General features: G+C 43.2%; 20 protein-coding genes. 16 read left to right on the top strand and 4 right to left on the bottom strand.

Annotated elements, in window-relative coordinates; all coding sequences use genetic code 11:
- Position 1: 1 nt before the first annotated feature.
- The 3 genes from AC06MN_RS12010 to AC06MN_RS12000 all read left to right on the top strand — a co-directional run bounded on the left by AC06MN_RS12010 (position 2) and on the right by AC06MN_RS12000 (position 2,815).
- A complete protein-coding gene (locus tag AC06MN_RS12010) occupies positions 2-2,125 on the top strand; it encodes a GmrSD restriction endonuclease domain-containing protein (RefSeq protein ID WP_475672625.1) in 2,124 nt (707 codons plus the stop codon).
- Positions 2,126-2,291: 166 nt separating this feature from the next.
- Complete coding sequence (locus AC06MN_RS12005) at positions 2,292-2,498, top strand: hypothetical protein (RefSeq protein ID WP_475672624.1); 207 nt, start codon at positions 2,292-2,294, stop codon at positions 2,496-2,498.
- A 14-nt stretch (positions 2,499-2,512) separates the two neighbouring features.
- Positions 2,513-2,815 (top strand): hypothetical protein, encoded by a 303-nt coding sequence (locus AC06MN_RS12000; protein WP_475672623.1) that lies wholly within the window; start codon positions 2,513-2,515, stop codon positions 2,813-2,815.
- A 325-nt stretch (positions 2,816-3,140) separates the two neighbouring features.
- Here the strand turns inward: AC06MN_RS12000 and AC06MN_RS11995 are convergent, their stop codons facing one another.
- The gene (locus AC06MN_RS11995; protein ID WP_475672622.1) at positions 3,141-4,610 is read right to left on the bottom strand and encodes a hypothetical protein; all 1,470 of its coding nucleotides are present in this window, start codon (positions 4,608-4,610) and stop codon (positions 3,141-3,143) included.
- 63 nt (positions 4,611-4,673) lie between these two features.
- Complete coding sequence (locus AC06MN_RS11990; protein WP_475672621.1) at positions 4,674-5,378, bottom strand: TrmH family RNA methyltransferase; 705 nt, start codon at positions 5,376-5,378, stop codon at positions 4,674-4,676.
- Positions 5,379-5,574: 196 nt separating this feature from the next.
- On the opposite strand from AC06MN_RS11990, the gene AC06MN_RS11985 reads away from it, so the two are divergent.
- The 3 genes from AC06MN_RS11985 to AC06MN_RS11975 all read left to right on the top strand — a co-directional run bounded on the left by AC06MN_RS11985 (position 5,575) and on the right by AC06MN_RS11975 (position 7,938).
- A complete protein-coding gene (locus AC06MN_RS11985; protein WP_475672620.1) occupies positions 5,575-6,264 on the top strand; it encodes a tetratricopeptide repeat protein in 690 nt (229 codons plus the stop codon).
- A 288-nt stretch (positions 6,265-6,552) separates the two neighbouring features.
- Positions 6,553-7,533, top strand: a complete 981-nt coding sequence (fmt, locus tag AC06MN_RS11980) for a methionyl-tRNA formyltransferase (RefSeq protein ID WP_475672619.1) — start codon at positions 6,553-6,555, stop codon at positions 7,531-7,533.
- Positions 7,534-7,677: 144 nt separating this feature from the next.
- Positions 7,678-7,938: an HU family DNA-binding protein gene (locus AC06MN_RS11975; protein ID WP_475672618.1), complete on the top strand. Its 261-nt coding sequence runs from the start codon at positions 7,678-7,680 to the stop codon at positions 7,936-7,938.
- Positions 7,939-7,990: 52 nt separating this feature from the next.
- Here the strand turns inward: AC06MN_RS11975 and AC06MN_RS11970 are convergent, their stop codons facing one another.
- Complete coding sequence (locus AC06MN_RS11970; protein WP_475672617.1) at positions 7,991-9,904, bottom strand: RecQ family ATP-dependent DNA helicase; 1,914 nt, start codon at positions 9,902-9,904, stop codon at positions 7,991-7,993.
- Positions 9,905-10,036: 132 nt separating this feature from the next.
- Here AC06MN_RS11970 and AC06MN_RS11965 point away from each other — a divergent pair, with 132 nt between their 5' ends.
- The 7 genes from AC06MN_RS11965 (at position 10,037) to AC06MN_RS11935 (ending at position 17,331) form a co-directional block, all read left to right on the top strand.
- A complete protein-coding gene (locus AC06MN_RS11965; RefSeq protein WP_475672616.1) occupies positions 10,037-10,255 on the top strand; it encodes a DUF3791 domain-containing protein in 219 nt (72 codons plus the stop codon).
- Positions 10,256-10,268: 13 nt separating this feature from the next.
- A complete protein-coding gene (locus AC06MN_RS11960; RefSeq protein ID WP_475672615.1) occupies positions 10,269-10,499 on the top strand; it encodes a hypothetical protein in 231 nt (76 codons plus the stop codon).
- 106 nt (positions 10,500-10,605) lie between these two features.
- Entirely contained in the window at positions 10,606-12,420 is a 1,815-nt protein-coding gene (typA, locus tag AC06MN_RS11955; RefSeq protein ID WP_475672614.1) for a translational GTPase TypA, read from the top strand.
- 162 nt (positions 12,421-12,582) lie between these two features.
- Entirely contained in the window at positions 12,583-13,185 is a 603-nt protein-coding gene (locus AC06MN_RS11950) for an LEA type 2 family protein (RefSeq protein ID WP_475672613.1), read from the top strand.
- 21 nt (positions 13,186-13,206) lie between these two features.
- Complete coding sequence (locus AC06MN_RS11945; RefSeq protein WP_475672612.1) at positions 13,207-13,944, top strand: hypothetical protein; 738 nt, start codon at positions 13,207-13,209, stop codon at positions 13,942-13,944.
- A gap of 22 nt (positions 13,945-13,966) precedes the next feature.
- Entirely contained in the window at positions 13,967-16,831 is a 2,865-nt protein-coding gene (gene gcvP / locus AC06MN_RS11940) for an aminomethyl-transferring glycine dehydrogenase (RefSeq protein WP_475672611.1), read from the top strand.
- A gap of 71 nt (positions 16,832-16,902) precedes the next feature.
- Positions 16,903-17,331, top strand: coding sequence for a hypothetical protein (locus AC06MN_RS11935; protein ID WP_475672610.1), 429 nt, complete (start codon positions 16,903-16,905; stop codon positions 17,329-17,331).
- Positions 17,332-17,556: 225 nt separating this feature from the next.
- Here AC06MN_RS11935 and AC06MN_RS11930 read toward each other — a convergent pair whose 3' ends face one another.
- Positions 17,557-17,793 (bottom strand): hypothetical protein, encoded by a 237-nt coding sequence (locus AC06MN_RS11930; protein ID WP_475672609.1) that lies wholly within the window; start codon positions 17,791-17,793, stop codon positions 17,557-17,559.
- An 81-nt stretch (positions 17,794-17,874) separates the two neighbouring features.
- Here AC06MN_RS11930 and AC06MN_RS11925 point away from each other — a divergent pair, with 81 nt between their 5' ends.
- The 3 genes from AC06MN_RS11925 to AC06MN_RS11915 all read left to right on the top strand — a co-directional run.
- Positions 17,875-21,171, top strand: a complete 3,297-nt coding sequence (locus AC06MN_RS11925) for a helicase-related protein (protein WP_475672608.1) — start codon at positions 17,875-17,877, stop codon at positions 21,169-21,171.
- A gap of 10 nt (positions 21,172-21,181) precedes the next feature.
- Positions 21,182-22,597 carry an ATP-binding protein gene (locus tag AC06MN_RS11920; RefSeq protein ID WP_475672607.1) on the top strand — a complete coding sequence of 472 codons (1,416 nt, stop codon included), beginning with the start codon at positions 21,182-21,184 and terminating at the stop codon, positions 22,595-22,597.
- Between the two features lie 18 nt (positions 22,598-22,615).
- On the top strand, positions 22,616-25,248 hold a 2,633-nt coding region (locus tag AC06MN_RS11915), incomplete at its 3' end, for an Eco57I restriction-modification methylase domain-containing protein (RefSeq protein WP_475672606.1).

Genomic DNA, 25,248 nt, shown 5'->3' with positions numbered 1-25,248 from the left:
GATGGAAACAAACCAATATTCATTTCGAAGCCTATTCCAAGAAATAAAGGAAATAGAAATACCAATTATCCAGCGAGACTATGCCCAAGGTCGCAAAACCGACAAAGTCAATCGTGTCAGGGAGCGTTTTTTGGATACAATTTTCGAAGCTTTAAACAACAAAAAACCACTCACTCTGGACTTCGTTTATGGCGAAGTTGAAAATGGAAAACTCATTCCTCTCGACGGACAACAACGTCTGACCACGTTGTTCTTGTTGCATTGGTTTGTTGCAAAAAAGGAAAACATTGAAGAAGACGATTATGAGTTTTTAAATCATTTTTCCTATTTCACCCGTCCGAGTTCACGAGATTTTTGCAAGAAATTGGTAACACACACACCTACTTTCAGCACGACAATTTCAGAAGAATTGAAAGACCAATCATGGTTTCAGTACCAGTGGCACAATGATCCGACAATCAATGGAATGTTGGTAATGATTGATGCTATCAATCAGAAATATGGCAATTCGTCTAATTTTTTATGGGGGCAATTAGAGAACATAACCTTCTACTTTTTGCCAATTTCTGATATGGGACTTACCGATGAACTGTATATTAAAATGAACTCCCGAGGCAAACCGTTGACTGAATTTGAACATTTCAAGGCGGAATTCGAGGGGATGATTAAAGAGTATGATGAAGAAATATCGAAAGAATTCAATCGCAAATTCGATTTAGATTGGACGGACATGCTTTTCCCATATCGCGGTGAAAACAGGATAATAGATGATGAATTTATGCGGTATTTCTTCTTTATCAGCGACACAATCTGCTATAAAAAGCAAATACCGTTGGAGAAAGACGCATTTAAACTGTCGAAACTGCTTTATGGCAAAGATAATCCCGAATCGAAAGCAAATCTTGATTTCCTGAAATCATCATTTGACTGCTGGTGTGGATTCGATATTGATGTTTTCTTCAATTCGATTTTCGCCAACAACACATACGAATCGGGCAAGGTGAAAATCTATCAGGAAAATCTGAATATATTCAAACAATGCTGCGATGATTATGGTGACGACAATGGAAGAAACCGTAAATTTCCATTGAACCTGACTTTGCTGTTATATGCAGTCGTCGTTTACTTACAAAACAAACAAGATGTTCAAGATGCTGATTTCAAGCGTCGCATACGAATTGTAAGGAACCTGATATGGAATTCACGAGACGAAATTCGTGCTGATGGACAGAGAAATAACATGCCGCAATTGTTGGCTGAAACGGAGGAAATAATTCTGAAGGGGACAATTCCAACAGGCATTGGCTATAATAAACGCCAAAAAGAAGAAGAGCAAGCTAAAATAGATTGGTTGCCTTCTAATTTAGACAAGCAAGATGCCTTGTTCCATTTGGAAGACCATTCACTTTTGTATGGCTGCATTGCTGTTGTCGGGTTGGATAACTTCGCCAATTTTGATAAGTTCAGAGAACTTTTCAACAACTGTAATTGGGATTTGGTTTCACGAGCGTTACTTGCAAAAGGTGATTATTCACAAGGGGTTGGTTGGCGTTGGCAATTAGGAACAGAGAACGATTCAACTTGGGAAGATTTATTACATCCGTCCAACCAGCGTACAGGATTTGAAGTCCATACCAAAGCAACGTTAAATGCCTTGTTATCATCATTGACAAAAGTTGATGAACCTAATCTTCAACAAATAATTGACAATTTTTTAAGTGATGAAAACACACAAAAAGATTGGCGTTATTATTTTGTAAAGTACAATGACACGATGTTGTCATACACATTCGGTTATTATTATACTTATGATGGTGATTATCATATTTTGAGAATGCATACTAAAGAACGTCTTAGTGGAAGGAACTGGAATGTGTTTATTTTGGCTTTGTATTACCAAATGAATGAGGAGTATGATCTAGGAGATTATGCTTATCAAGGTGATTGTCTAATGCTATCAGACACTTTGGCTTTAAATTGTGAAAATGATAAGTACATCTTGTACGAATATATTAATGATGAATGGAAGGTTAAACAAAAATTCCTTATTCCGCAACAAGATGGCATCGACACGGAGGACAGAGTCGAATGGATGAAAAATAAATTGAAAAAATTAGGATATTAAATGGGCAAGCATTGCAAAACTTGCAAACGACGCGAGTTTTGCGGCGACCCGATAGCATAGAAACCGCTTTTTTTCAGCAAAACAAACATTCAACAGAGGTGTGCCCACAAATAGCACACCTCTGTTTTTATTTTGCAGTAAGTATTAACGCAATAAACATATCATTATGAACACAGAAATTAGCAGGGATTATTATTTCGTATTGTTTCCCAATGAAGATGGCTGCAACTATCCCGTCGAATTTTCCATCACCGAATTACTTGACTCTCAACTTGATGATGACTATTCAAAAGAGCAGAAACTCTCTATCATCGACGGCTTGATTCTCGACATTCAGGATTATCGGAAGAAAATTGAAGAACAAGAACAATAAAAACATAATGCACTATGATAGAACAAGATAACAGAAAACGCTATCGTCACAACGAAGACTTGCTGTTTGAAGAACTCAGCGGAGCTGTCGAGACCATCGATGCCGTAGCCCATGCCACGGGCAAAACCTTCAACCAAGTGTCGAGCGTATATCACTCGCAAGCCATCAACCGCCTCACTGAAATCCTGATTGATGCCGGAGATGCTTTCGACTGGAATGTGGACGACATTAAGACATTCATTTCCGAACAGATGTCATATCATCGCAATTGGTGCTACGACAACCAACCGCTGAAGGTGGAAATAAAGAAAAATTGAGTGATTTTTAGCATAAAAATGTGAAAAAAACAGGAATATGATGTATGTTTACAGTTCGCTTTTCCACGCCAACTTTTGTCAAAGGATTCTTCGAAGGTTTTGGAAATGAAAAAAACGACAAAAAATAGAGACCATATAAATTTTTAAGGTTCTAGTTTAGTTAATGACTGATTTTTCTGTCATCACAATTATAGATTCCCGCCGCAAGCGTCGGGAATCTATATAAATTCTATTCGCTATATAATCAGTCATCTGTTATAGTACAGCCATCATTTTTAACGCACAAACAAACTTTTCAACGGAAGACTCGGAATAACCGCAAATCCTACAGTTTCACCCGATAAAGACTTCTTCTGTCGCCGTTATGTTTCCTTGAATCCAGAAAGAGATAATAGGCGTAGCCATCGTAAACCTGAATCTTTGTCGGGAAATAATGCTGGTCCAATTTATAGGCCTCGCCGACATTGCCGTTTTTCAGGTTGATTTCTTTCAGCGTCACCATGCCGTCCGTGATGAACTGTCCGTAGCATTTGCCTTTGGCGACATCCACAATCACGTTTTCATCCCAAGGGTTGGGATTGTTTATTTTCAGATTCTTTCCATAGCCAGATTTTCTATGAAAGGCAATGACACTTTTCCACAAAAACTCGCCCAAATTGTCGTAGACATACAAATTATCATTTTCAAAATCAAACAGATAAAGCCGATTATTGATTGAAATCACGGGGCTATAGACAGGCTTAAAAAACAATCGCATTTTAGGATTATCCCGATAATCGAATTTCTTTGCCTCTTCCTCTTGGGTAATTGGATCAAACGCCGCCGGATTATTATAAAATTCTATTGGCTTGTTGGCGTTAGCATATATTTTCCCTGACCTGATTTGCTCTTGTTCGGCTTTAATCACTTGTATCCATTCTGTTCCCAGCCCTTTCTCTAACGCACCTCCTTTCAAAGCTTTCGCTTCACGCAAATTATCCGATCCCCAGTTTTCCAATATTTCAAGTTTCTCACCCTCAATAGGTTCAAGCAAATGTTGTTTCCTTGTATTTTTATTTGCGACCACATAAACGATATATTGGTTAAGCATCATATAGTTTTGCTGCACAATGACGCTATCGGTCGCGGCAACAATCGGTTTCAACACCTTATTATATCTGTCGATGTCGTTACCATAGAGCAGATGCAAATCCTTGCCGTCGCAATAAACCTGATAGATTGAGTCGGCACTCAAGACCTGCACATTGCCGAAAACATCGCGATACAGCTCTTCGTATTTCTGCGCCAAAGGGCACTGCGAAATGGTGTCCTGTTCAAGACTCAAATGCAGCAAATTCGATTTTGTGCCCGTGCTCGTAATGGCATAAATGCCATCCGAACCCACCAGATAGTCAATCACCCAGACGATTTCATTATCGTAAGCCAATTGCGGCACATTGGCCGTAACCGTCACTTCCTGAATGTTTTCCACCTTGCTTTTCAAAGTGACGACAGTTTTGTATACGCCTTTTTCATCGGCCTGCAACTGCTTTGGATCCATTTGGACGACTTTCCTATCATAGCCGACGTGCGAAAACACAAGCGTCGCCGCCGATTTCAAATCGACCCTGAAAATGCCGTTTGCATCGGTAATGGAGAGCAACAGATTCTGCGAATTGTAAACGCCAACGCCTTCAACACATTCGTTTTTCGCATTGACCACAACGCCTTCCAATTTGAAGGCGACATTCTTTTGGGCAAAAGCGGAAATGCCTGCAAAGCCCAGTAAAAACAAAGTAAAGAGCAATTTATTCATAGTAAATAAGTTTTAGGATTACGGCTTATTCATTACAAAAATTGCGCCAAAACAAGTATTTATCTACTGATTATCAATTTCTCCAAACTCAGGATGCAATTCCGCAAACTTACGTTCATACTGGCGGATGCGCGTCAGAGTGCGGCGCGTCCATTCCAAACGGAGTTGGTCTCGGTCTTCATCAGGCAGATGCCAGTCAATGTCGGTGGATTGGTGCAGACGTTCCGTCAAGGCATACATCATCAAGGCTGCCGAAACACTGATATTGTAACTTTCGGTAAAGCCGAACATCGGGATACGGACGTGCATATCGGCGTTTTCAACAGCATAATCGGAAAGGCCAAGTTTCTCAGTACCAAACACTAAGGCAATCGGTTTGTCCAAAGGCAAGGTATCGGGCGTAAAGTCATCGCGATGCGGGCAAGTGGCAACAATTTTGTATCCTTTTTCGCGCAATCTGGCAAAAGCAGCCGGCGTGTTAAACTCCTCGCCATTATATTTATAAAGGTTGAGCCATTTCGTGCTGCCCATCACCACATCAGGATTGACATCATACTCGTAACGGTTTTCGATAATGTGAATATCCTGAATGCCACGCAAATCGCAACTGCGCAAAACGGCACTTCCATTGTGCGGCTGAAAAATATCCTCAAGCACCACGGTCAGGTGGCGGGTACGGTAATCCAACACTTCTTCGAATCTTTGCTTGCGCTCATCCGTAATGAACTGACTCAGAAAATCATATAAGGCTTTGTCTCTTGGCGTCATCGCATTTTCTTTAAAAACGGCTGCAAAAATAAGACTTTCTGCGATAGAAAGCAAAAAAGCAATTTTCAAAAACATAGCAAACAACTATATATCAACACATTGCAAAGAAAAATCAAAAATTAAATCCAAAAAATGAAAAAAATGTAATTCGTATAAGTAAAAAGCGTAATTTTGCAACTCAAAATTTTGAATTGATATGGCAACAACACAGAATGTAAATCAAGGAGACGAAAGACTCGAAAACGTAGAAGAAGCATTAAGCAAAACTGAACTTTGGATTGAAAAGAATCAGAAGACTTTATGGATCATTTTGGCAGCCGTAGTGGTCATCGCTTTGGCCATTTGGGGCATTTCGAAACGCAACCAAAAGCGTAACGAAACCGCAAGTTCACAGATTTTCACAGCCCAGCAGTACTTTGAAAACGAGCAATACGAAAACGCTCTGAACGGCGACGGCAACAACCTCGGTTTCCTTGACATCATCAGCGACTACGGTTCAACAAAGACCGGTAAACTCGCTTCATATTATGCAGGCATCAGCTACATGAAGTTAGGCAACTATGCCGATGCTATCAACTACCTCAAGAAGTTTGACAGCGACGACCAAATCATTGCTCCTATGGCTCTCGGCGCTATCGGCGACTGCTACATGGAACTCGACGACATGAACAGCGCTGTCAGCTACTATGGCAAAGCCGCTGCCAAGAACCCTAACGATTTCACCTCGCCAATGTTCCTCCTCAAGGAAGGCATGACCTACGAAATCATGGGCAACTACGCCAAGGCTCTCGAAGTTTACAAGAGCTTAAAGAGCGACTTCCCTCTGAGCAACGAAGCTTTCGACATCAACAGAAACATTGCCAACATGGAAGAAAAACTGAAATAAGTTAGACTGTAATCATGATACTTTTTTAAAGCCTGACTTTCGAGTCGGGCTTTTTTGTTTAAACAAACCTTAGTAACAATAAAAAAACAAGTTGAGACAATTCTAAAACATATCAATTTCGCTTTTATAAACATGAATTTCCATAAATTAACTGATATATAAACGATTATAATTTTTGATAATTTACGATAATTGACTACGTCGAATCTTCGATTTTGTGTTCAGCAAAGCGAAAAAAACAACTGTTTTCGTTACAAGTTATTCTTTAATTCTCACTAAATTTGCGCCATGGAAAAAATGAGAATCGTATATTTCGGTACGCCCGAATTTGCCGCTTCGCAGTTAGAAGCGATTTTGGCAGCAGGATATGAAGTTGCCGCCGTAGTCACCATGCCCGACAAACCTGCCGGAAGAGGGAAAAAAATACAGTTTTCGGATGTCAAGAAAACCGCATTGGAACACAACCTGCCTTTGCTACAACCCGAAAAACTGAAAAATTCGGAATTTTTGAAAGCGTTGGAACCCTATCAGGCGAATCTGTTTATCGTGGTGGCATTCAGAATGTTGCCTGAAACTGTCTGGAAAATGCCAAAATACGGCACCTTCAACCTTCACGCCTCACTCCTGCCCCAATACCGTGGCGCAGCACCCATCAACCACGCCATCATCAATGGTGAAACCGAGACCGGCCTGACCACGTTTTTCCTCAACGAGGAAATCGACAAAGGAGCCGTCATCATGCGCGAGAAAGTCGCCATCCGCCCCGACGAAAATGCCGGTGAACTGCACGATGAGCTGATGCTTTTGGGCAACAAGGTCGTTGTTGAAACCATCCAGAAAATCGAAAAAGGCGAATATCAGACCCTGACACAGGAAGAACTGGCTGGCGACACCTTATTAAAAGATGCCCCGAAAATTTTCAAGGATTTCTGCTACATGAAATGGGAATCCGACTGCCAGACGGCTTACAACCACATTAGGGGATTGTCGCCTTACCCTGCCGCCCATGCCACGATTTGCTCGGAAAGTAACGACAGCATTGACCTGAAAATTTATGCTTCCGAAATTGAAAGTTGCGAACCATCAGAATCCATCGGCACAGTTGTCACCGACAACAAGAAATATCTGAAAATTGCCTTGAAAGACGGTTACCTGCATCTGACCATGGTTCAACAAGCCGGCAAAAAAGCCATGCCGATTGCCGATTTCCTTCGCGGCCAACACCTTGATGGAAACTGGAAAATCGTTCCATACTCGACTCTGAATTGATTAAAACTCTGTATAAAACAGGACTTTTTAGAGAAATATTGCATTTTTTTAGAAAATATGATGTTTTTCGGCAAAAAAAGCTTGGAATATCGAAAAATAAATTACTTTTGCCCCGTAAACGTTAAACCTTTAAACACTTACAAAATGAATAAAGTAGAATTAATCAGCGCAATTGCTGAAAAAGCAGGAATGACAAAAGTAGATGCCAAGAAAGCTCTCGATGCTATGGTCGAAGTTACAAAGGCCGAATTGAAAAACGATGGCAAGATTACTCTCGTTGGTTTCGGCACATTGGGAGTTTCTGAACGCCCAGGCAGAAAAGGCCACAACCCAAAGACTGGTGAAATCATTGACATTCCAGCTAAGAAAGTGGTTAAATTCAAGCCAGCTACAGACCTCATCTAATCGATTTGCGATGAGCTATTCATAAAAAGGAACTGAATATCAGTTCCTTTTTTCATTTCTTAGACTTTATGTAGCCCATTTTGTCTATCGACAACACACCTTCGTCAACAAGCAAACGAATCGCATCAAGGATTTCCTCATCGGAATTTCCGGCACACAACTTCACGGCATCTTTCATGTAAAGATTGCCCTCATGCGCCGCAGTGACAATTTTACTGCTCATTTGCTCATAATTCATGCCTGAACGACTTGATTTTCCATGCTTCAGGCACACATCGCAACGGCCACAACGCTTGTTGGTCTTTTCGTTGAAATAACGCAACAGCTGCACACTCCGACATTCATCATCATTGTTGACAAACGCAATCACCGCCTTGATGCGTTCTTCAGCATCCTTCTTCCTATCGTGATAGTTTTCCTTTGAAAGGTTAAAATGCTTTGTATCAACAAATTCATGCAAGAAAAGAATCTGAGGTTTATCGTTTCGCGGTGCGTAGGAAAGGAAGTGATATTCATCGAGTTTCTTTAGTTGCGAAATCACTTTTTCAAGCGGAAGACCCGTCTTTCTTGCCACGGTTTCCTCGTTGATTTTCACAAAATCAGTCAAGACGCCCGGCAGATTGCGCAGCAGATATTGAATCAAGACATCATATTGAGCATTAGCAAGTTGAAAGCCATAAATATCATCGCGCGAAGCCTTAATCATAACTTTTGAAGGTTCATCGAAAGCCTCGGAAAGCACGAAAAAGCCTTCTTTTTCAAGGATTTTCAAGGCATGGAAAACCTCCAAAACCGAAAAACCGTAACGGTTGGCAAAATCAGCAATAATGAAAGGATATGAAATGTTTTCGCCTGCGCCGACCGGAATATTGAAATAATTTCCTAAAGCAGTATAAATCAATTTAATGCGCTCAAGCTCAGGAAAAGATTGTACAAAATCGTCCTTCAGTTTCTGAATGTCGGCTGGCGAAACCAAAAGGAAAGCCTCCGACGGCTGCAAATCGCGTCCCGCACGGCCTGCTTCCTGAAAATACGCCTCAATGCTGTCGGGCAAATCCATGTGAATGACCAGACGCACATCCGGCTTGTCGATGCCCATGCCAAAAGCATTGGTCGCTGCTATGACTTTCACCTTGCCTTTCATCCACAAATCCTGACGCTCGTCGCGCAGTTTTGAATCCAACCCCGCATGATAGAAAGTCGACGGAATGCCAACGGAATTCAGCCAATCCGAAATGATTTGCGTTTTCTTGCGGTTTCGGACATAAACGATAGCACTGCCCGACTTCATGGCACTCAGTTTACGGAACAAAACGCCATATTTATCCGCCTCATGGACAACATTATAAGTCACATTTTTCCGTTCAAAACTGCTTTGAAAGACATTTTTCTGCTTGAAGCCGAGACGAAACTGTATGTCGTCAACGACTTTTGCCGTAGCCGTGGCCGTCAAAGCCAGAACAGGTGTTTTCGGAATATATGGCCGAATTTCAGCAATTTTCAGATACGGCGGACGGAAATCATAGCCCCATTGGGAAATGCAGTGCGACTCGTCGACAGCAAGCAGGCAGACTTTCATGCGTTTCAAAGCCTCCATAAACTGGTCAGTTTGAAGCCTTTCGGGAGAAACATACAGGAATTTCAAGCGTCCGAAAACCGCCTGATTGTAAGCCAAGGCAATTTCATCAGTGTGCATTCCCGAGTAGATTGCCATGGCAGAAATGCCTTTTTCAACCAAATGAGCGACTTGATCCTTCATCAAGGCAATCAAAGGCGTGATGACAATGCAAATGCCATCCATTGCCATCGCCGGCACCTGAAAGCAAATCGACTTTCCGCCGCCCGTGGGCAAAAGTGCCAAGGTATCGCGACCGCCAACCACCGCATCCACAATGTCTTCCTGCATGGGACGGAATGACGGATAGCCCCAATACTGCTGCAAGACCGCTCTTGTTGTTTCGCTCATTGTTGTTCGTTTTTGCAAAAATAGGCATTTTTGGCAAAATTTGATTTCACAAGCCAAAAAAAAGTAAAACACACATTCGCCACAATTCCAATTTATTGACTATTTTTGCGCAATGATAATTCGCATCTCGCAATGGAAGAAAGCAAGAAAATAAGGTTTTCAGTGTTCGTCATACATCAGTTAGCCGAAAAATGGCACAAACTCCCGACAGAAGTCTACGCCATTCTCGACCGAACAGGAATCCTTGACAATTACATCATCAAACATTACGACACGCTTCACACTTTAGGCATGGAGTATCTTACCGAAGACATTAGCGAATACGTTGAAGAAAAGGGAGTTAGGTTATGAAAGGCATGAAGTCATGGTAGACCACGAAACACTCACAAAATTCTATCGCGAAAGGTTGGCAGAGAACATCATCAATTGCATAGCCGAAATCAAGCAAATTTCCGAACGGGAAGCAATGAAGATTTATTACTCGAGCCGTTTAGCCAAGATGATTGAAATCGGGAAATATGGCATCGACAACCTTGATTACAGAAATCTCGCCGAAGATCTTATTGAAAACGAACCGGATTTATTTGCTGAATAAATCAAACTGCAAACCTCAACAAAACTTTTCCTTTCAAATTTCAGTATTTTCCGCCAAAAATCACTACCTTTGCAGCTTCAATTTTTGGAGAAATAATTTTTACAATATGCAGAGTATTAGAAACATAGCCATTATTGCTCACGTTGACCACGGCAAAACCACTTTGGTTGACAGGATTCTTCACCAGTCGAAACTCTTCAAGGAATCGGAAGAAACGCCCGGTCAGCTCATTCTCGACAACAACGATTTGGAACGCGAACGCGGCATCACCATTCTTTCGAAGAACGTTTCAGTCAGATATAAAGACGTAAAAATCAACATCATAGACACTCCTGGCCACGCTGATTTCGGTGGCGAAGTGGAACGCGTTCTGAATATGGCCGATGGCGTGCTGCTTTTGGTTGATGCTTTTGAAGGCCCGATGCCACAAACCCGTTTCGTGTTGCAGAAAGCCATCGAATTGGGTCTGAAACCTATCGTCGTCATCAACAAGGTCGACAAGCCGAACTGCCGTCCTGACGAAGTTCAGGAAGCTGTTTTCGATCTCATGTTCAACCTTGGCGCCACCGAAGACCAGTTGGATTTCCCGACCGTTTACGGCTCATCGAAACAAGGCTGGATGTCAGACGATTGGAAGCATGAAACGAGCGATGTTTCACACTTGCTTGATGTCATCATCGACACTATTCCGGAAGCCAAATATGAAGAAGGCACACCACAAATGCTGATTACCTCTTTGGATTATAGCTCCTACGTTGGCCGTATCGCTGTGGGCCGTCTGAAGCGTGGGACTCTGCAAGCTGGTCAAAACGTTTCGTTGGTGAAGCGCGACGGTTCATTGGTGAAATGCACCATCAAGGAACTTTACACTTTTGAAGGTCTTGGCAAGGAGCGCACAAAGAATCCGGTTCAAGCCGGCGACATCATCGCTTTAATGGGTCTCGACGACTTTGAAATTGGCGACACCGTTGCCGACTACGAAAATCCTGAAGGCCTCCCGCCTATCAAGGTTGACGAACCCACGATGAGCATGTTGTTCACCATCAACAACTCACCTTTCTTCGGCAAGGAAGGCAAATACGTTACTTCGCGTCACCTTCGTGAAAGACTTTACAAGGAAACCGAGAAGAACCTTGCCCTGAAAGTTGAAGACACCGATTCGCCTGATTCACTGATGGTTTACGGTCGTGGTATTCTGCACCTCAGCATTCTGGTTGAGACCATGCGCCGCGAAGGTTACGAATTCCAGTTGGGCCAGCCTAAGGTCATCATCAAATACATCGACGATGTGAAATGCGAACCAATCGAATGTCTGACGGTTCTCGTTCCTGAAGATTTCTCAGGCCGCGTCATCGAACAAGTCACCACACGCAAGGGCGAAATGACCCAAATGGAGCCAAAGGGCGACCGCATGTGTCTGGATTTCGACATCCCGTCAAGAGGCCTTATCGGTCTGAGAAACACGCTGTTGACAGTTACCGAAGGTGAAGCCATCATTTCGCACCGTTTCAAGGATTACGAACCTTGGAAAGGCGAATTGCCGACCCGCAACAATGGTGCCTTGATTTCGATGGAAACTGGTCAAGCCATTCCTTACGCCATTTGGAAATTGCAGGACAGAGGCATTTTCTTCGTCAATCCGAATGAAGACGTTTACGCCGGTGAAGTCATTGGCGAGAACACACGTTCCAATGATATCGTATTGAATATCAACAAGGAAAAGCATCTTACCAATGTGCGTGCATCAGGTTCAGATGAAGCCATCCGACTGATTCCGCCTGTCAGATTCTCGTTGGAAGAATACATGGAATACATTCGCGACGACGAGTATCTCGAAGTCACGCCAAAGAGCCTACGCCTGCGCAAAATCATCCTCGACGAACTGGAACGCAAGAGAGCCAGCCGTCACAATGAGGCATAAGATTATCAAGGCTTTATTTTATGGAAAAATAATTCCAAAAGTCGGATGTTTCATCCGACTTTTTTGCGTAATATTGCAAACTTATTGAACACCGCCTGGCGACATTTATCGGCAGTCATAGAGATTTTATTGGAAACTATTGATAATCAAAAAGAAAACACCATGTCAAGAATAAGAAGGACACTCATTATCGTTTTCATAGCATTAGGTCTTTCATCATGCGAAGCACTTATCGACCTCGCTGACCAAGCATCACAGATGTACAATATGGTCAACTGCACGTTTGATTTCAACAACGTCAACAACATCCAGATGTTAGGCATCAACCTAAACAAAGGCATGACCAAAAACGACCTGAACGTTTCGCAATTGCTCAGCCTTACCAACGCATTGATTAACAAGAGTCTGCCGGTATCATTTAATGTAAATCTAGATGTCAACAATCCCAACTCCATTGCTGCAGCCATGACGAAAATGGACTATGTCCTCACCCTCAACGGGAAGCAAGTCGTCAGCACCACGCTCAACCAAGGCGTGAACGTTCCAGCCAATTCGAAAGGTTCGGTCTCAATTCCGATTACCACCGATTTATTCCAGCTTTTCAGTGGCGAATCGGCTGATGCCATTGTAAATCTGGCATTTAAACTGGCCGGTGCAAGCAGCGAGCCTGTCAATGTCGGCCTGAAGGTCAAGCCTTACATCAACATCAATAACCAACAGTTGGCTTATCCGGATTTCATTACCTTAAACAAGACCTTAAAATAACCCCAAACAAAAGAGACAAAAATGGATAAATATTCTGAGAAACACTTCTGCATCGATGCCGGTGATGGTGAAAAAATGGACGGCTGCCCATATTCACTCTACGAAGACGGTCACGATGTACAAGATTATATCATACCACCTAAAGGATTCAAATTCACGGGCTTCAAATGCGTCATGCTGCCCGAGAACCGCATTTATGATGGCAAACTTATTGCACAATACGAGAAAGAGCCACTTTCAAACCGAATTCAATCAAACCTGAAATACATCATCCTCGGCGCAGCAGCACTTGTGATCATCATCGTCCTTATCGCATTGGTTGCAAAGCCTTCGGGAAGCAAAGAAAAGGCAAATAAAAAACAGGATGTTGTAGAAGTCGTAGAAACGCCTGAAACAGTTGAAGTCCCTGAAACTACAGAAATTGAAACTGTAGATTCAGATAGCATTAATGTAATCGAAAACACACCAGAAGTTGCTCCTGTAGAAGAACCTGTAACACAGACACCAGATGAAATGTTCAAGCAGGAATTCTGGGGATTGATTCACCAAAAGACACTTCAAATGGATCCTTACACCGATTTATATAATAAGTACAAGAGCGAAGGTGTCAGCGGAGAAGAATTTGAATATCTGAGACTTACGATATTGAAAGATTGGTCTACCTATAAAGAATGGTATCCGAAACTCAAGAGAATTCCAGATTCCGACCTGACCAGCATTAACACTGTAAACGATTTGATTACAAAACTCAACGAATAATAACAATTCAAAACATAACACAATGATTAACAACAACTTCATCAACCGCCACAATGGTCCTACCGCATCAGATGCTGAAAAGATGCTGAAGGTCATCGGCGTTGCATCACAGGAACAGCTCATCAGCGAGATTATTTCTCCTGAAATCCGTCTGCCACAAGACCTTAACATCGGTCGCGGCATGAACGAATACGAGTGCATCAGTCATCTGAAAGCCATCGGTGCCAAGAACAAGCAGTACAGAACCTACATCGGCTTGGGCTACTACAACACCATCACTCCAGGTGTCATCATGCGCAACATCCTTGAAAATCCAGGTTGGTACACCTCATATACTCCTTATCAGGCTGAAGTTTCACAAGGCCGTCTCGAAGCCCTGCTGAACTTCCAGACCGTGATTAGCGACCTCACCGCCATGCCTCTGGCTAACGCTTCCCTCCTCGACGAAGGTACGGCAGCGGCCGAAGCTATGCTGATGTTCTGGCACGCCCGCAGCCGCGCTCAGGTGAAGGCTGGCGTGAAGAAATTCTTCGTTGCTAACGACGTGTTCCCACAGACCATCGAAGTCATCAAGACACGCGCTCATTTCATTGGCATTGAAGTCGTTGTCGACGACCTCAACAATTTCACCTGCGGTGAAGACTTCTTCGGCATCCTGATTCAGTGTCCTAACCAGTTCGGTGAAATCGTTGACAACCGCACCAAGGTTGCCGACTGGAAAGCCAAAGGCATGCAAGTTGCCGTTGCCGCCGACCTGCTCAGCTTGACCCTCATCACCCCTCCAGGCGAATGGGGTGCTGACGTCGTCCTCGGTTCCAACCAGCGTTTCGGTCTGCCAATGGGCTTTGGCGGTCCTCATGCCGGTTATTTCGCCACCACAGAAGATTACAAGCGCGAAATGCCAGGCCGTATCATCGGTATCTCGAAGGATGCCCTCGGCAATCCAGCTTACCGTCTCGCCCTGCAAACCCGCGAACAGCATATCAAGCGCGAAAAAGCCACATCCAACATCTGCACTGCACAGGCTCTGCTGGCCATCATGTCAGGTTTCTATGCCGTTTACCACGGCCCGGACGGACTGAAGGAAATCGCCCAACACATCAACTGCCTTTCTTGCAAGCTCACTACCGAAATGGAGAAATATGGTGTCAAGCAACTCAACAAGAACTTCTTCGACACCTTGTTGTTCGAAATGCCTGAAGGTGTCTGCACTTGCAAAGTCAACGAAATCGCCTTGCAGCACAAGATGAACTTCCGCATCATCGACAAGCAGCATTTCGGCATCAGCATCGACGAAACCACCGCTAAGGAAGACATCAACGAAATCGTTGCCGTGGTTTGCGAAGCCATGAACGTGAAGCATGAAGACCTCGTTTGCGACGGTTCATACAAGAGCATGTGCGGCATTCAGGAAGGTATGCGCCGTACATCAGCCTACCTGCAAGCTCCTTTGTTCTTCAACTACCGCAGCGAGACCGACATGATGCGTTACATGAAGAAACTGGAAAACCGCGACCTCAGCCTCAACCGCTGCATGATTCCGCTCGGTTCATGCACCATGAAACTGAATCCTGCCACATCAATGTACGCCCTCAGCTGGCCTGAATTCGGCAACATTCACCCATTCGTTCCTACTGACCAAGTGGAAGGTTATCTCGAACTCATCGACGAAATGACCAAAGACCTTTGCGAAATCACTGGTTTCAAGGGCATGAGCTTCATGCCTAACTCAGGTGCAAGCGGCGAATATGCAGGTCTGCTCACCATCCGTCGTTATCAGGAAGCCAACGGTGAAGGTCACCGCCACATCTGCCTGATTCCTGCTTCGGCACACGGCACCAACCCTGCTTCGGCTGCTATGGCTGGTATGCAAGTCGTGGTGGTTGCTTGCGACGAACACGGCAACATCAACCTTGAAGACGCTAAGGCCAAGGCTGAACAATATAAGGATGAACTGGCTGCCTTCATGGTAACATATCCATCAACCCACGGCATTTATGAAGATGGTATCCGTACACTCGTGAAGATCGTTCACGACAACGGCGGTCAAGTCTACATGGACGGTGCCAACATGAACGCTCAGGTCGGTCTGACCAGCCCTGGTTTCATTGGCGCTGACGTCTGCCACCTCAACCTGCACAAGACCTTTGCCATTCCTCACGGCGGTGGCGGTCCTGGCGTTGGTCCTATCGGTGTGGCCGAACACCTCAAGCCATATCTGCCTTCACACATCCTGTTCCCAACCGGCGGCGAAAAGCAGATGAGCGCAGTTTCAGCTGGTCCTTTCGGAAGTGCCCAGATTCTCACCATCACCTACTGCTACCTCAAGATGTTGGGCGGCGAAGGTCTGAAGAAAGCTACCATGGGTGCCATCATGAACGCAAACTACCTGAAGGACAGACTGAAGGATTACTATCCAATCCTTTATACCGGCAACAATGGTCATGTTGCTCACGAAATGATTCTTGACATCAACGCCATCAACAAGGCCACAGGCGTTGCCGCTATCGACATTGCCAAGCGTTTGATGGACTTCGGTTTCCACGCTCCAACCGTAGCATTCCCAGTCCACGAGACCTTGATGGTTGAACCAACCGAAAGCGAACCTCTGGCCGAACTCGACCGTTTCGTCGATGCCATGATTCAAATCCGTAAGGAAATCGCAGCCATCGAAGAAGGTAAGGCTCCAAAGGGCGACAACATCATCTCACACGCTCCTTACACAGCCGAAATGTTGATGAGCAGCAACTGGGAATTCCCATTCACCCGCGAGGAAGCCGGCTTCCCGATGAAGAGCGATGTTCAGGACAAGTACTTCCCGCATGTCACCCGCATCGACGATGCATACGGCGATAGGAATTTGGTTTGCAAGTTCATTGAAAAATAACCGCATTGTTTGTTTGACTTTGCAGAGATGCACGCATCTCTGCAAAGTCAAACGACTAAACACATAAACAAATGAAGAAAAACATAATCTTTCTTTTCTTATTATCATTTACTTCAATAGGAATTCATTCTAATTGCTTCAGTCAAGAGATTAACTCTAGTATTACATATGGACCCTATGGTGAGTTTTATATCAATGGGATTTGTTCGACTCAAGATATTGGTGGAGTTGAAGCAGATTTTGTTTATCGTCAAGAAGATTGCCTAGAGTTAACAAACTACAACAATTGTATGGTAACGGTTTTATGCGCAATAAAGTATAGAGTATATTGTGGTGGTGGCGACTTGGGAGGTGGAGGAAAACGTGAGTACATAGAAAAAGTATTAAATGTTGTTCTTGATGCAAAAGAAAGCAAGAGTTTTCCCCTTCCAAAAGGTTTTTGTTTTAGCATTGATCGTGAAACTGTCGAAGGCATGATTGTCAGAAGAGTAAACAATTAGTCATACATTATTAACTACATCGACGATGCCTATGGCGACAGAAACTTGGTCTGCAAAATCACTATGGAATAAGTTTCATCAACACATAAACTGATGACTTCGGGGCGAAGTGTTTTTTCGTCCCGAAGTTTTTTTGTGGATCGTTTAATGTTCGTTCTTATCAAACGCCTTTTACCGGACTGCCTATTAATTAATAAGGTGTAAATTCAAGTCATGTTTGGTGACTTACTGTGGTTGAAAAAAGAAAAGGAAATGCTTGTCATGCTCAAGTGAGAGAAGCTGAAACAAACCCCTCGGAAGCGCAAGCCGAAAAGGCCGCCAGCTTTTGAAAAAAGCACGAGCGGCAAATTTTAAAAGCCCGCCTGCTTTTTCAAAAAGCAGGCGGGCTTTTGGGTAAAAGGCGGCGTGCTTTTCACCAAAAGGCCGCCGCCTTTTTACCGAAAGGCCGAAAGCACTTAACAAACATCCCCATTCAAAATTTCTCGGCGTAGAATTGCACCAATTGTCTTATTTTGTAGTTTTGCATACTCAAACATCCTTTCTATGGCAACTCGTTTTTTCACCAACAGAAGAGATAATACATTGATGAATGAATTTGAGAATATTCTCTCAAATAATCCTCATATTCAGAATTTCGATGCTGTCGTCGGATTTCTTCGGGCTTCAGGCTATTTTTCTTTAAGGCCTTTCTTAGACAGTATCCATAAGGTACGAATCCTTATCGGTATTAATGTTGATAAGTACATTGCAGATGCTGCAAACAGAGGTCTCTTGTTTTTCGGAGATAATGAAAAGGTGAAAAGCGATTATCTTCTTCAATATCAGAAAGACATTGAATCTTCCGAGTATTCGGAGCAGGTGGAACAGGGAATGTTTCAAATGGTTGAGGATATTATTGAAGGAAAATTGGAACTTAGGGCACATCCGAGCAAATCCATTCATTCCAAGATATACATTCTTTATCCTGATGGACTGAATGAGCATACAATAGGTGCAGCCGCCATTACTGGCTCAAGCAATCTGACAGGCAACGGACTTGGTGTTTCTTCGGAAAGCCAATATGAGTTTAATGTTTTGGTGCAAGAAACAAATCTTGTTCAAGATGCGGAAAAGGAATTTGAAGAATTGTGGAAGGAAGCAGAAAACTGTCCGATAGAGGCGGTTGACCTTCAAAACGCCAGAGACAAAACCTACTTGAAAGGAGATGTAACCCCATACGAAATATACATCAAAATGCTGATGGAATATTTTGAAGACAGGGTAAAGTCAGCCGAAATGGAAGATCCGCTTTTGCTGCCTCAGGGATATACCCGATATGAATATCAAATAGATGCCGTAAATGAAGGCTATCAGAAATTGCTCCGTTACGATGGTTTCTTCCTTGCTGATGTGGTTGGCTTGGGCAAGACCATTGTCGCTACTATGATTGCAAAAAAATTTCTCATTGAAAACGGAGCGGAAAACACGAAGATTCTTGTGGTTTATCCTCCTGCGGTTGAACAGAACTGGAAAACTACATTTGCCGATTTTGGCATAGATAAATATACCAAGTTTGTCAGCAATGGCAGTCTTAGCAAGGTTCTTGACGAAGATAATTTCAACTATTGGAATGCTGAAGATTACGACCTTGTGTTAGTTGACGAAGCGCACAAGTTCCGTAACCATGACACGGGAGCGTTCAACCAGTTGCAGGAAATCTGTAAAATGCCGAGAGTGGAAACTGGCAATATAACAGGATACAAGAAAAAAGTCATGCTGATTTCTGCAACACCAATGAATAACTCGCCTGAAGATATTTATCATCAGATATTGCTTTTCCAAGACCCGCGCCGTTGCACCATTGATGGTGTGAGCAACCTGACCAATTTCTTTAGTCCGCTGGTCGTTGAATTTAACAAACTAAAGTCGAATCCCGAATATGATTTGCAGGCTTTCAAGAAATTGGCTGAGAAGGTTAGAGACAGAATCATCAAGCCGCTGACGGTCAGGAGAACCCGTACCGACATCGGAAAAATAGAACGTTATAAGGTTGAAGTAGGCAATTTCCCTAAAGTGGCAAAACCGAACCAAAAGAGCTACCAGTTGAATGAACATCTGGCCAATTTGTTTGAGAATACAATGAAGCATTTGGTGGAAGATTTGGTTTATGCACGTTATCAGGCAATTGCTGGTTTGAAGGAAGAAGTTTCACAGGGATTGTATGACAATGCGGAATTGGTATCCAAGTCATTGGCCTCCATTCGTAAAAATGGTATGGTAAAACGGTTGGAGAGCAGTTTCCATGCTTTCAAGATTTCCCTTGACCGATTTGCACGGGCAAACCAAAACATGATTGACATGTTTGCCAATGGGAAAGTGCTGATTGCCCCTGACATGGATATTAACACTTTGCTTGAAAAAGGACTTTCCATTGATGAGATTGAAGAAAAGCTGAATGAAAAAGCAGTTGAAAATCCTAAGAATGCGGTTTTCACTCCAGATGATTTCAAACCAGGTTTTTTAGAGGATTTGAAAAAAGACCAATCAGTTTTGAATGTTTTATGTTCGGAATGGAACGATGTTTCAGATGCGGACGATTCCAAGTTTGATGTGTTTCAGGATATGTTGCAACACGAACTGTTTAATAGGAAAATCAATCCCGACCAGAAATTGGTCGTGTTCTCCGAATCGTTAGACACCGTGAATTATCTTGCCGAGCGTATCAACAGAAAGGATGTACTTGTCGTTTCATCCGACAACCGTAATGCCTTGTTTAAGACTATCCGCGCCAATTTCGATGCCAATTTCAAAGACAAAAAGGACGACTACAACATCATTCTTACTACTGATGTACTTGCCGAAGGCGTCAACCTGCACCGAAGCAGCATAATTGTCAATTACGACACGCCTTGGAATTCCACCAAACTCATGCAACGCATCGGGCGAGTCAACCGTATCGGTTCTGCTCACCCTTGGATTTACAATTATGTGTTCTATCCCTCAAGGGAAGGCGATAAGGAAATCAGGCTGAACCGCACGGCCTTGTCGAAGATCCAGACTTTCCACACCACTTTTGGCGAAGACAATCAAATCTACTCTACGGAAGAAATCATCGATTTTGACCTTGACAAACTGTTTACAGAAGGAATGTCAAGCGAAGAAATCAATCAGGAATTGGCTTTCTTTGAAGAATTGCGCGATTTGTATTTCAATAACAGAAAGGAATACAACCGCATTCGTAGGCTTTCGCTGAGAAGCAGAACGGGCAGGGAACCGAAAGAATTCGATGGCATCACTTTGAGCAACGACACCATCGTGTTTTTCAAGACCAATTTCCGCAAGGCGTTTTATCGTGCTAATGATGTTGGAGAACCAAATGAACTGACGGTTGTGGATGCACTAAACTTCTTTAAGGCATCGCCTGATGAACAATCTGTGCCGAGAATCCAGAACCATCATGCCCATGTGCAAAAGGCGTTGCTGAAATTCCGCACCGACATGAATAAGGAAATTGTGATGGAAGATACGGCGGCAACTTCAGCAAAAAGCAATCTGGGTGCTCAGGTGACAGTGGCGACAAGCCTTCTTAATGCCTTTATGAATGAGATTCAGGATGCCACCATGCGTTTACAGGTCGAGCAGTTGCGTATATTAGCGGAAAGGGGCGTGATTTCCACCATTGCCAAAAGATTGCAACGCATGTCGAAACAACTGAAAAGTGGAAAAATAACCCACGATGATGCTTTGGAAGAGGTCATAGAGATGTCCAATAAATATAACGCATATTTCGTCTCGGAAGAGAATGACGAAAATAAGACAGAAACGGAAGCCATCATTATACTTTCGGAATCATTCAGATAATAAGGAAATTATGACAATTGACGAAATAAAAGAACTTATCAAGATAGACGAGACCCGCACGCTGGAATTGAAGAAAACCACTGGCGAGTTAAAGGATGGCAAGCATTCTGTTTGCGCGATGCTTAATAGCGATGGCGGTTATGTCATTTTTGGCGTTGCTCCGAAGTCTTTGAAACTTGTCGGTCAGCAAGTTACTGACAATACTCGACAGGAGATAGCCCGTGAAATTCGCAAGTTGGAGCCATGCGTCAATATGCCTGTGGAGTACATCGATGTGCCTGATGGCAATGGTAATCAACTCATAGTCATCCATGCTGATATTGATATTTTCAAAGAAGCTCCTTACGCATTTGACGGCAAGCCTTATTACAAATTGGAGAGTACCACAATGCCCATGCCTCAAACCATGTATGAGGAACGGCTTCGCCGGCGAAGCCCTGAGAAATACCGTTGGGATGCCATGATAACTGAAGATTATACCGTTGACGATATGGATGAGGACATTATTCGCCGTGTGGTAAGGAGTGGTATCAACAACGGACGCATTCATGCTTCGGCTGCCAACGATTCCACGGAACAGCTGCTTGACCGTCTCGAACTTATGAAGGAAGGCAAACTTATCAATGCGGCAATGGTCTTGTTTGCCAAGAAAATACGCGATTACTCACAGATAGAACTTGGCATGGCTTGTTTTCGTGGCAAGACGAAAAACATATTTGTAGATGGCAAATTCGCAAAGGGCAACTTCTTCTATATGCTTGATGCAGGAATCACTTTCCTCATGAATAACCTGAAGATAGGTGGTGAGGTCGTCGGTCTGTTGAGAGAAGAGAGGTTGGAACTTCCGATTGAGGCCTTGCGTGAAGCCCTTATCAACGCCCTTTGCCATCGTCAAATAGAGCGAACCCTTGGCAATGTCACGCTTGCCATTTTCGATGACCGTGTCGAGATAAGCAATCCCGGCTGTATGCCTCCTGAACTGCCCATTGAGAAAATCAAGGAGCCTCACAAATCCTATCCGCGCAACAAGTCCATAGCCCGTGTACTGTACCAAACGGCTTTTCTTGAGCATTGGGGTACGGGCGTGCAGCGTATCATTCGGATTTGCAAAGAATATGGCGTTTCGGAACCCACATGGACGGCAACGGATTTTGAGGTGACGGTCACTTTCTGGAGAAAAAACGATGGCTTTGTTTTGCAAAATGGCGAGAATCGTGGCGAGAATGTTGACAAGAATCAACTTACAGAACGTCAGAGGATTATATACAATATTCTGAAAATAAATGGCGAGAATACTGCCAAAAGTTTGGCGAGAATACTAAATATGTCTCAACGAACCGTTGAACGTGAAATTTCTTTCTTGCGAAATCAAGGATACATAGACAAAGACGGCACCAAGAATGGTGTATGGAAGATTTTGAGATAAATTGTAAATTAACAGATTATGGACTACAAACCAATCATAGAATCAAGATACAACCGCCAAAACTGGCAGAATTTGCTGCATGATATTTTCCAAAACCGTATTCAGTTTTGGGCAAGCCCTTTTCGGGTCGATATTAACAATGACACCGCAAAATGCGCCTACTATTTAGGAAAAATCCAGCTGGCTGATGGCAAAGCCCTTGCCATTTACGAAGTGTCTCTTTCCGATAGCGTCATCATTGAACGTAACAAGGTGAGCATTCGAAATCTGTTGGTTTCCCACTGGAAAAGCAATGGCTTTGCCGGCGCATTCATGTTTTGCTTCAAGCAAAACGAATCAGTGTTGCGTTTCTCGTATGTCAGCGAGATTTTGGCTTTCAACGCGGATGGAAAATTAGGAACGGAAGCCACCGACACGAAGCGTTTCACCTATTATTTGGGCGAAGGCCATAGAAGCAGAACGGCAATCGAAAGGTTTACGAAACTGAAAAACAGCACACAGACATTGGATGATGTTACGGATGCTTTTTCCGTTGAGGCCTTGACGAAAGAGTTTTACAACAAATTGTATAATTGGTATTTATGGGCTGTTGACGATGCCACAGGTGTGACTTTCCCCAATAAGCCCAGTACAGCGGACGATGATAGGGAAGGAATCAATGTGAAAATCATCCGTATGATTACCCGTCTGCTTTTTGTATGGTTCGTCAAACAGAAGAACTTAGTGCCTGAAAAACTTTTTGATGAGCAATATCTAACAAGTGTATTAAAAGGCTTCGACCCGAAATCAAGAACGGTGGGCAATTATTATAATGCTATTTTGCAAAATCTTTTCTTTGCCACATTGAACCGTGCCATTATTGATGATGAAGGAAATCCGCGCCGATTTGCCATGCTGAAAGACAAACGCGATTTGAGGAATCTGTATCGTTATGCTGAAATGTTTTCCGTTTCGGAAGATGAAGTGTTGAAGTTGTTTGAAAGAGTTCCTTTCCTGAATGGCGGTTTGTTTGAATGTTTAGATAAATTTGCCATTAGCGATATTTTGCAGGAAACGGATAAATATTTTGATGGTTTCAGCCGCAACGATTCCAAGTTTGCCAATGGCAGTTACAAGTTTCGTGCTTTTGTGCCTAATGTATTGTTTTTCAATGATGATGAAACCCACTTGGGCTTGATTAACCTTTTGAAACAATACAATTTCACCATTGAGGAAAATTCACCAAACGATGTTCAGGTTTCTCTCGACCCAGAATTGTTAGGTAGGGTTTTTGAAAATCTTCTGGCATCGTATAACCCTGAGACACAGGAATCGGCACGCAATGCCACGGGTTCTTTTTATACGCCGCGCGAAATTGTGGATTACATGGTTGATGAATCCATTGTGGCGCATTTGAAGCGTAAATGTCCAACCATTCAGGAAACGGACATTCGGTCGTTGTTTGCAAGTGGCAGCGTTCCGGAAAGTTTTTCCGTTGATGATTGCGAGCAGTTGTCGCAGGCCATGTTGGACATGAAGATACTTGACCCAGCTTGTGGCTCCGGCGCCTTCCCGATGGGTTGCCTGTTGCGGTTGGTGAACGTCATTGAAGTATTGCAGCCTGAAAAGTTTTCGCGTTACGACTTGAAACTCAAGATTATAGAAAACTGCATCTATGGTGTCGACATACAGCCAATAGCCATGATGATTTGCAAATTACGTTTCTTCATATCCTTGATTTGTGAACAAAACGACATTGACTTTAATGCACCGGAGAAAAACTTTGGCATTAACACCTTGCCAAATTTGGAAACTAAGTTTGTTGCGGCAAACACATTGATAGGCGTGAAAAAACGTGCTGAGCAACTGGATCTTTTTGAAAATCCCGATATAGATGCAACCAAACAGCAACTTATCACTATTCGTAAGCAACATTTCTACGCCAAAAACACTTATCAGAAGCGGAAATTGCGTGACGACGACAAAAACTTGCGCGAAAAACTGGCTGCATTGCTAAGGGAGAACCACAATTATGCACCCGAGGATGCACGGCAGTTTGCACAATGGAATCCATACGACCAGAACGCTGTTTCGCCCTTTTTCTCTCCCGAATGGATGTTTGGCATCGAAAACGGCTTTGATGTGGTGATTGGCAATCCGCCGTATATTCAATTGCAAAGCAATGGAGGTGCTTTAGGTGAATTGTATGCTCCGTGTGGATATGAGACGTTTGTTCGTACAGGTGATATTTATAGCCTATTTTATGAACGCGGATGGCAATTGCTTAAAGAACATGGACATTTGTGCTTTATTACATCAAACAAGTGGATGAGAGCGGGGTATGGTGAAAAAACACGTTCTTTTTTCGCCAATAAGACAAATCCTATACAATTAATTGATTTTGCTGGAGTAAAAGTTTTTGAGTCAGCTACAGTTGATACGAACATCTTGTTGTTTGCCAAAGAAAAAAACAAAGGGGAAACGCTTTGTGCGGTTGCAAAAGGAGAGACCAAAGAAAGCCTTCAAAATATGAGCGTTTTTGTGCTGCAAAAGGGCATGGAATGTGGTTTTGTTGGAGATGCAAGTTGGGTTATATTATCACCGATAGAACAGAGTATTAAGAAAAAAATTGAATCCATTGGCACTCCATTAAAGGATTGGAATATCCAAAT

The sequence above is a fragment of the Candidatus Limimorpha sp. genome (assembly GCF_056203535.1).
This window is presented reverse-complemented; position numbering and strand designations above follow the sequence as displayed.